Genomic DNA, 3,388 nt, shown 5'->3' with positions numbered 1-3,388 from the left:
CTCTGAGATTCAGGGCGGAATTGGGCGACTCATTCAAACCAGAAACTCTGTTCAGGTGAGAGAAAAAGAGAGCCTTTTTTGGCTTGATGGAAAAGACGACAAACCGCTTCAGTTTTACGATTCAATTTTAACTCTGGCTGATTCAAGAACTCGGATCGAACTTAAAGATGGAACTCTGATTGACGTTGAACCTGACACGCTCATTGTTCTTGAACCCGCAGGTAAAGAAAGTGCCGGAGAATTTAACTTGGTCTTAGTCAGAGGAAATGCCCAAATTGTGAGTGGTCCAAATCCCCCTAAAATTGTTCAGCGATTTAAACCTACCCAATATGCTGGAATCAATAACAGTGTTGATAAGTTTAAAGAAAATCCTCCACTTGAGATATTTGTAGAAGAAGAAATCACTTTGCCTGAAGAAGTGGTTGCTTCAGAACCGCCAAAGCTTGTGAAACCTCATAATAAAAAAGTTGTTCGTAAACCTGCTAAAGTTCAACAAAGTGAAAAAGCTATTGCTGAAGAGCCAAAACGAGAGACAAAGATTGTTGTACGCGTGCCGGTTATCAAAGAAGATTTGAGTCTGCTTGAAAAACTAAGAAGATCAACGCTTGAACTTCAAGGAATAAGTATGGCGATGGTGTCAGGGGTTCAGGCCCAAAACGGACAAGATATTCCAGAATTTATGGCCACAGGACTAAGGGGAAAATACTGGCCCAAAAATTTTGAACATATGGGGTTTGAGTTTGGTTTTTTAACTAAGGCGATGAACTACAATGCACAGGCGCAAAATACTAATCCTATGAGCTTCGATTTTCGAGGGCATTATAATTGGCTCTTTAAGGGATTTCCTATGCTCAGATTTATTCAAGCCTCGAGGGTTTCGCTCTTTGTTGGGGCCAATCAATATCAAAACACGCAAAATCAAAAATATTTCATCGAGCGCGCAACGATTCCGGAGGCGGGAGTATCTACCGATTTTATTTTTTCAAAACGGTGGCAGACTGGCGGAGAGCTTTCTTACGGAACAACTGGTAATTTGATGTCGATTAGGTTCATGGGTGGGCTTCAATATGAGGCCATTCCTCAGTGGCTCTTTGGTATTGGGTATAGGATCAACTATTTTGAAGCTAGAAGCTCCTCAGTTTCACCTGACCAAAGTCTTCCTTATAGAGAAGCTCAAGGGTTACTGTTTGGAACTTTAAAGTATATTTTTTATTAAAAGATTACCAATCATTTTCTTTCAAAAAATCCTGCCAGCTTAAAAAGCGAATGTCCCCGGTTTTTTGACTTCTTTGTTTGTCTGGAACAAGGACGATTTTTTCTATTTCTTTTTTCCCAACGAAACTTTGAAAACTTTCAAATCCTCGCAAATCCTTATCGCTGTAACCGCCGACCTTTACTTCGATGGCTATAAGTCTTTCCCCAAGTTCTAGAATAAAGTCGATTTCAGTGCCAGCTTCAGTTCGGTATGAGGAGATGCGGTAATCTTCGTCTGTATAGGCTAGTGAAGTTGAGAGCTGGTTGAACACCAATGTTTCAAATAAAAAACCCATGCGATCTGCCGATGGCATAAAGTTATTTAGCATTGCATTGACAACACCCGTATCAAAAAAGAAAAACCGTGGGTGTTGCGTGAGTCTTCGTTTATCGCTTTTAGCAAAGGCGTCACAGCGTTTTATGATGAGAGTATCTTCCATGATCTCAAAAAATCTCTGCGTCGTTTGTCGTGGAACTGCACTTACTCTTGATATTTTTGATAGATCAAGAAATTTTGAAGATTCAGCGGCCATTTTAAAAAGAAACCGTGTGAATGATTCCAAGTTTTTCGTCAAAGCTTCTGCTTTGATTTCTTCATGAAGATAGGTAGTGGCATATGATTTTAATAGCTTCTTTGCTGACTTAAGATCTTGTTCTAAATATATTTCGGGCAAGCTGCCTAAACTTAAAACCTTGTTCGTATCTAGCGAATACTCCAACTCCTTAGAGGTTAAAGAACCTAGCTCGTAAGTATGAAGCCTGCCGGGTAACATATTTGTTTTATTCCTCTTTAGTTTTCTTGCACTTGAACCTGTGAGAATGAATCGATAGTCTTCTTTATTTTCATCGATCAACACTTGAAGGGTGTTCATTAATCGAGGGATCTTTTGGATTTCATCAATGAAAATTAGAGTTTTCTTTTTCTTTGGGAGTTCCGCCAAGACATTCTCAAGATATGAAGGCTCTCTCATAAACTCCAGGAAGGTCTTTTCGTGGGCTAAATTAAATGAAACGTCGGGATTTAGAGATTTTATCAGCGTTGATTTACCGGTTTGTCTAGGGCCTAATAGTAGTATGGATTTGGTTTTCAATGAATTCACGAGTGGGCTTTGAAGTGTGCGCTCTATCATATTTTAATATAATATAAGATGGTGGTAAAAATGCAACGTAATTTTACCACCATCTTTTTAACTAAAGTCCCGGTCTAGTTAATCCGAAAACCTAAACATGAAGATTTATAACTTTAGATTAAGCACTTTTCTTGGGGCGGCGGCAGTGCTTGTCGCGGTTTTGACCTCTGCATGTAGTAAAGAGAGCCTTGAAAAACTGGTCGCAAATCGAGACCCTGCAAATAAGAATCCGGTGAATAATGCGCCCCCCACCCCGACTCCAACACCTTTAGCTGGAGTTCCAGGATATGCGATTTCGTCAGGCGGCGACGGGGGAATCCCGCAAGGGACCACGATAAAAGTGCGATCTCGAATTGGGAAATGGGAGTCTTCTGTTGTGGGTACAACCTCAACTTCAAAGCAGATCAGGACTGGCTTTTCAAGGGTCAGAAACGACGACAATTAAACAATTAGGGTGCTCTTAAGTCCTCAATACCTCTAAGCAATTACCGCCCCCGACTTATAGCCTAAAGTCTTTTGGCTAGGCTGCCGATAAATAACATTAGGTAGAGGTGATTATGTACGTTTTTTCAAAACTCGAATTACTACTTCGTCTCATGGTTTTGGGACTCGTTTTCGTTTCCCAATCCTCCTTTGCTCTTGAAGAGTCACCTCAGAGTTTCACTTACGAGGGTAGAGTTTATCAAAGTGATGGTACGACACCACTGCTAGACACTGTAGATTTTAAGTTTGAAATTTTAAATAACGCAGGCACCTGCATTCTTTATCAAGAAGCCCAGCTTGCCCAAAATCTTGTTACCAGTAAAGGGGTGTTTGCGCTAAACGTCGGCTCACCTGTGGGCAATGCCCAAAGAACTGCTGGTGGATCAACCGACTCACTTCTTACGATGGCTCAAATATTTCAAAATAAATCTACCGTTTCAGTTCCAGTGGGTCTTTGTGCGGCAGGCACTTATACTCCAGCTTCAGGTGAGCAAAGAAAACTAAGAGTTACGATTACGCCT

3 protein-coding genes are annotated in these 3,388 nt (G+C 40.9%); 2 read left to right on the top strand and 1 reads right to left on the bottom strand.

The window, feature by feature from the left end:
* Positions 1-1,216 (top strand): hypothetical protein (locus SGI74_12005; protein MDZ4678218.1); only part of this gene is annotated, 1,216 nt, incomplete at its 5' end.
* 4 nt (positions 1,217-1,220) lie between these two features.
* Here SGI74_12005 and SGI74_12000 read toward each other — a convergent pair.
* Positions 1,221-2,384: an AAA family ATPase gene (locus SGI74_12000; GenBank protein ID MDZ4678217.1), complete on the bottom strand. Its 1,164-nt coding sequence runs from the start codon at positions 2,382-2,384 to the stop codon at positions 1,221-1,223.
* Positions 2,385-2,941: 557 nt separating this feature from the next.
* On the opposite strand from SGI74_12000, the gene SGI74_11995 reads away from it, so the two are divergent.
* Positions 2,942-3,388: hypothetical protein (locus SGI74_11995; protein ID MDZ4678216.1), on the top strand; the 447-nt coding region annotated here is incomplete at its 3' end.

Source organism: Oligoflexia bacterium, from assembly GCA_034439615.1.
Taxonomy (GTDB): Bacteria; Bdellovibrionota; Bdellovibrionia; order JABDDW01; family JABDDW01; genus JAWXAT01.
This window is presented reverse-complemented; position numbering and strand designations above follow the sequence as displayed.